Consider the following 5,818-nt stretch of genomic DNA (forward strand, 5'->3'; position numbering starts at 1 on the left):
TGCCGGGCAAGTGTGGAAGATCAAGAAGCCGGTGACGCTGCCGTTCGTCGACTTCAGCACGCTGGAGGCGCGCCGGCGCATGTGCGCCGAGGAGTTGCAGCTGAATCGCCGCCTCGCGCCTTCGATCTACCAGGCCATCGTCCCGGTGACCGGCGAGCCCGACGACCCGGTGCTCGGCGGGTCCGGGCCTGCGATCGAGTGGGCGCTCGTGATGCGCCGCTTCGCCGATGGGGCGCTGTTCAGCGAGCGCCTGGCGGCCGGCACGCTGACGCCAGCGCTCGTCGACAAGCTGGCGGAACGGCTGGCCACCTTCCATGCCGCGGCGCCTCGCGCCAGCGCGGGAACGGCCTACGGCAGCCCGGCTCGCATCGCGGCCGACACGTGTCACTTGCTCGAAGGTCTTGCCGCGCACGGCGTGCAGACGCAGGCGTTCGAAACCTGGGCCCGCTCGCAGGCGTCGGCACTCGACGGCCACTGGCGGGCGCGCCAGCGCGAAGGCTGGGTGCGCGAAGGCCATGGCGACCTGCACCTGGCCAACCTGTTCGCCGAAGGCGACGAGGCAACCGCCTTCGATGGCATCGAGTTCGACCCGGCGATGCGCTGGATCGACGTCCAGGCCGACATCGCTTTCACCGTGATGGACCTGACGGCTCACGGACGCACTGACCTCGGATTCCGCTTCCTCGATCGTTGGCTCGCGGCCACCGGCGACCACGCCGGTCTGGCCGTGTTGCGCTACTACCTCGTCTACCGTGCCCTCGTGCGGGCGATGGTCGCGACGCTGCACCCACCGGTGACCGAGGCGCCCGACTACCTGGGCCTGGCACGGCACTGGATCGCGCCCGCGAGCGGGCGGCTGCTGCTGATGCATGGCGTGTCCGGCTCGGGCAAGAGCACCATCGCGGAGCACCTGCTCGAACGCGCAGGCGCGGTGCGGTTGCGTTCTGACGTCGAGCGCAAGCGCCTGCATGGGCTGGCGGCGCTGGCGCGCAGCGGAGCAGGACTGGGCGACGGTCCCTACGATGCGGCGGGCACGGAGCAGACCTATGCGTACCTGCGTGAAGCTGCGCACCACGCGCTCGCGGCCGGCTGGCCGGTGATCGTCGACGCGACCTTCCTTTCCGAGGCGCCGCGGCGCATGTTCCGCGCGCTGGCCGACCAGATGCGGGTGCCGTTCTCGATCCTGCACTGCGAGGCACCCCGGGACGTTCTTGCCGTGCGTCTGGCGCAGCGTGCCGCCGCCGCGAGCGACGCTTCGGAAGGCGGCACCGAGGTGCTGGAGCATCAGTTGCGCACACAGCAGCTGCTGGCCGAAGACGAGCTTGCCCACGTGCTGCCGCTGGCCGGTGACATCGATGCGCTGGCGGCGCACTGGCTCGCCGCCGACGCGCGCTGAGCCGGGTCCTTCCGTGCGCCATCAGGGTCGGCAGCGTCATCGATTGCAGCAGCGTGCGCGTTGCGCCGCCGAACACCCATTCGCGTGCGCGGCTGTGACCATAACAACCGCAGACCAGCAGATCGGCTTCAAGGCCGGCAGCGCGCGAAAGCAACAACTCGCCCAGCGCGTCGGGCTGCGCACCGGCCGACACGTCCAGTCGGCCCTGGCCATCGTGCCGCGCCAGCCAGTGCCGCACGCCCTCGGCGCTGGCTCCGGCATCCTCGCCCCAGCCGACGACAGTGACCGTTTGTGCCGTTCGCAGCAGCTGCAGCGCTGCGTGCAGCGCGCGGGCTGCCTCGCGCGTCGGCTTCCGGGCCACCATCGCCCGGTATCCCATTCCCTTGCAGGGCATGGCTTGCGGGACAAGCAGCGCCGGCATGCCGCTGTCGATGACCACCGCCTGAACGAAGTCGGCGCGCAGCTCGCTGGCCCGGCGCAACGCGGGCCTGCGCTGGCCCAGAACCACCAGGTCGAGCACGAGCGCTGCACGCGCCGTCTCGGCAACGGGCATGCCGTCGCGGCACTCTCGCCAGTTCATCGGTACGTCGGACTCGGCCAGCCAACCCGCAGAGCCGTCGAGACGATGGCCCGGCTGCCGCAGGACCTGGCGCGGCGGCTGCATCGGGCGCGGCGCGGCAATCTGAAGGTGAGCATCGAGATCGACGACCTTCACCACGACGGCGATCCGCTCGACCGTGCCGCGAGCCGGCTCTCGCTGGCGCTGGTGACCGCGGCGCTGATCATCGGCTCGACGATCGTGATGACCATCCGCGGCGCCCCCCCGCTGCTGGGTCTGCCGGCGTTCGGGCTTGTCGGGTTGGCCGGCGCCGTGTTCGGCGCATTGCTGCCGCTGCGGGCGGTCGCAAACGGAAGACGGCGGCACGACGAGGAAAGATGAAGATGCCGCTCGTCGACTCGCCTCTCTTCCGCGCCCGCGGTCTCGCAAAAACCTACCGCACCGGCGAGGTCGAGGTGCGCGCGCTGCGCGACGTCGACCTCGACATCGCGCGCGGCGAGTTCATCGTGCTGCTCGGACCTTCGGGCAGCGGCAAGTCGACGCTGCTGAACATCCTCGGTGGGCTCGACGTGCCGAGCACCGGCACTCTTCAATTCGGCCCGACGCGCTTGGACGGGGCGAGCGACGCCGCGCTCACCGCCTATCGACGCGAGCACGTGGGCTTCGTGTTCCAGTTCTACAACCTGATCCCGAGCCTGACCGTCCGGGAGAACGTCGCCCTCGTGACCGAGATCGCGCGCGACCCGATGCCGGCTGATGAGGCGGTGGCACAGGTGGGCCTGGCGCCGCGGCGCGACCATTTCCCGGCCCAGCTGTCAGGCGGCGAGCAGCAGCGCGTGGCGATCGCGCGCGCCATCGCCAAGCGGCCCGAGGTGCTGCTGTGCGACGAGCCGACCGGCGCGCTCGACTTCCAGACCGGCAAGCTGGTGCTGGAAGTGATCGAGCGCGTCAACCGCGAGCTGGGCACGACCGCGATCGTGATCACGCACAACGCGGCCATCGCCGGGATGGCCGATCGCGTGATCCATCTCGCCGACGGCCGCATCCAGCGCATCGAAGTGCCCGCGCGCAAGCTGACGCCGGCCGAACTGGCTTGGTGACGGTTCATGAAGGCCCTCGACCGCAAGCTGCTGCGCGACCTGCGCCTGATGTGGAGCCAGGCGCTGACGATCGCGCTGGTGGTCGCCGCCGGCATCGCCGGCTTCATCGCCAGTCTGTCGGCAGTGGACTCGCTGGCCGCCGCGCGCGACGACTACTATGCCGCCGGCCGCTTCGCCGACGTGTTCGCGAACCTGAAGCGCGCGCCCGACTCGTTGCAGGTCACGCTGCGCGAGCAGCCCGGCGTGGCCGACCTGGAAGCCGGCGTCGAGACGATGGCGCGCATCACGTTGCCCGGCGTGCCAGATCCCATCATCGGTCAACTCGTCGGCCTGGACCTGGAACGCCCACAACGGCTCAACGTGGTGAGCGTCGCCGCCGGCGCGGCGCTGCAGCCCTTCGACGCCGACGGGGGCGCACGCAGCATTCCGGTGCTGGTGTCGCGCGGCTTTGCGCAGGCGCGCGGGCTGAAACCCGGCGCCACGCTGCAGGCGCAGATCAACGGCCGCTTGCGCACCCTGCGCGTGAGCGGGCTGGCGCTGTCGCCGGAGTTCGTGTTTGCCGGCCTCTGGGGCATGCCGGACCAGCGCGGATACGGCATCTTCTGGGTCGACCGCCGCGTCCTCGCCGCCGCCATCGACATGGACGGCGCGTTCAACCGCCTCGCGGTGCGGCTGGCGCCGGGCGCCGACACCACCGCGACGATGGCTGCGCTGGCGCGCCGCCTGGCGCCCTACGGCGGCCGCGATGTGCACGGCCGCGCCGACCAGGCTTCGCACCAGATGCTGGACAACGAGATCAAGGCGCAGCACGTCATCGGCACCGTGGTGCCGGCGATCTTCCTCGGCGTCGCGGCCTTCCTGCTGCACGTGGTGATCTCGCGCCTGGTCGGCACACAGCGCGAACAGATCGCGGCGTTGAAAGCGCTGGGCTATACCGACCGCGCGATCGGCATGCACTACCTGAAGCTGGTTCTGGCGATCGTGATCATCGGTCTGGGCCTGGGTCTGCTGCTGGGCCGCTGGATGGGAACGATGCTCACGGGACTCTACGCCGAGCTGTTCCAGTTCCCGCGCTTCGAACACCGCCTCGCGCCCTGGCTGGCGGCGACCAGCGCGGCGGTGGCGCTGCTCACCGCGGTGCTGGGCACGCTGAGCGCGGTGCTGGCCACGGTGCGCTTGCCGCCGGCCGAGGCGATGCGCCCGCCGGCGCCCGACCGCTACCGCCGCACCTTGCTGGAGCGGCTGGGCGTGCAGCACATGGCGCCGGCGCTGCGCATGGTCATCCGCAACATGGAGCGGCGGCCCCTGCGCACCGCCTCCAGCATCACCGGCATCGCCGCCGCGGTGGCCATCACGATCATGGGCAACTTCTTCCGCGACGCGATCGACGTCATCGTGCACACACAGTTCGAGCTCGGCCTGCGCGGCGACGTCACGGTCTGGGCTGTCGAGCCGGTCGATGACGCGGCTCGCCTCGAGCTGATGCGGCTGCCTGGCGTGCGCCAGGTCGAATCGACGCGCTTCGTGCCAGTGACGCTGGTGCACGGCCACCGCCACGAACGCGGCCTGATCCGCGGGTATGCCGCCCGGCCCGCGCTGTACCGCGTGGTCGATCTCGACGGGGCGGTCATACCGCTCGCCGGCGATGGCGTCGTGCTCTCCGACCGGCTGGCCGACAAGCTCGGGCTGCGGGTCGGCGACACCGTGCAGGCCGAACTGCTGACCGGCGAGCCGCGCACGCTGGCGCTGCGCGTCGATGCCACGGTGCGCGAGATGATGGGCCTCAACGCTACATGGAGCGCGGTGCTCTCAACCGCGCGCTCGGCGACAGCGACGTCTCCACCGGCTGGGTGCTAGGCGTCGAGCCGGGCCGCGAGGCCGCGCTGCTGGAGGCCAGCAAAGCGCTGCCCCGCGCAGCCGGTGCCTTCAGCAAGGCGACGATGCTGCGCAACATGCAGGAGATCAGCGCGCGCAACGTGCGCATCACGAGCACGATACTGACACTGTTCGCCGCGATGATCTCGATCGGCGTGGTCTACAACAACGCGCGCATCGCGCTCGCCGAGCGCGGCTGGGAGCTGGCCTCGCTGCGCGTGCTCGGCTTCACGCGCGCCGAGGTCTCGGCGCTGCTGCTGGGCGAGCTGGCGCTGGCGATTGCGCTTGCGCTGCCGCTCGGCATGGCACTCGGCTGGGCACTGGTGCACGGCGTCGACGACCTGCTTCGCTCGGACCAGTTCCTGTTCCCCGCCACGATCCGCCCGCGCACGTACGCCTGGGCCGCGTTGTGTGTCGTGGTTGCCGGAGTGGCCAGCGCGCTCGTGGTGCGCCGGCGCATCGACCGGCTCGACCTGGTGGCGGTGCTGAAGACGAGGGAGTGATGATTAAGAAGACCACCATGGCCTACACCGCCGGTGCGCTGCTGGCAGCGGCTTTGCTGCTGACCTGGGCCTTCGCGCCGCGGCCGATGGACGTGCAGACGGCCCAGGCCAGGCTCGGCCGCTTCGAGGCCGCGATCGAGGAGGACGGGCGCACGCGGCTGCGCGAGCGCTACCTCGTCTCGGCGCCGCTGGCGGGCCGACTGCGGCGCATCGAGCTCCACGAGGGCGACCGTGTGCAAGCCGGCGCGGTTCTCGCCATGCTCGACCCGGTGCTGCCGCCCATGCTGGACGAACGCACGCTGCGCGAACAGCAGTCGCAGCTCGAGATCGCGCGAGCCAACGTGCAGCGCGCCGGCGCCCGCGCTGCGCGCGCCGCGGTCGCGCG

Annotated in this window: 5 protein-coding genes and 1 pseudogene; all 6 read left to right on the forward strand. The window is 71.1% G+C overall.

What is annotated here, in order from left to right; genetic code table 11:
* Window positions 1-1,396: bifunctional aminoglycoside phosphotransferase/ATP-binding protein (locus Y694_RS19175; protein ID WP_036235441.1), on the forward strand; the 1,396-nt coding region annotated here is incomplete at its 5' end.
* Window positions 1,397-1,439: 43 nt separating this feature from the next.
* Complete coding sequence (locus Y694_RS19180; RefSeq protein ID WP_152543560.1) at window positions 1,440-2,336, forward strand: hypothetical protein; 897 nt, start codon at window positions 1,440-1,442, stop codon at window positions 2,334-2,336.
* Window positions 2,333-3,055 (forward strand): ABC transporter ATP-binding protein, encoded by a 723-nt coding sequence (locus Y694_RS19185; RefSeq protein WP_036235445.1) that lies wholly within the window; start codon window positions 2,333-2,335, stop codon window positions 3,053-3,055. Before Y694_RS19180 ends, Y694_RS19185 begins: the two co-directional genes overlap by 4 nt.
* Window positions 3,056-3,061: 6 nt before the next feature.
* Window positions 3,062-4,912, forward strand: coding sequence for an ABC transporter permease (locus Y694_RS19190; RefSeq protein ID WP_231497792.1), 1,851 nt, complete (start codon window positions 3,062-3,064; stop codon window positions 4,910-4,912).
* Window positions 4,849-5,433 (forward strand): ABC transporter permease, encoded by a 585-nt coding sequence (locus Y694_RS26250; protein ID WP_231497793.1) that lies wholly within the window; start codon window positions 4,849-4,851, stop codon window positions 5,431-5,433. Before Y694_RS19190 ends, Y694_RS26250 begins: the two co-directional genes overlap by 64 nt.
* Window positions 5,433-5,818: pseudogene (locus tag Y694_RS19195) on the forward strand (biotin/lipoyl-binding protein); the annotation flags it as partial. The gene Y694_RS26250 and the pseudogene Y694_RS19195, both read left to right, overlap by 1 nt.

This window comes from Methylibium sp. T29-B (genome assembly GCF_000576225.1).
Taxonomy (GTDB): domain Bacteria; phylum Pseudomonadota; class Gammaproteobacteria; order Burkholderiales; family Burkholderiaceae_C; genus Methylibium; species Methylibium petroleiphilum.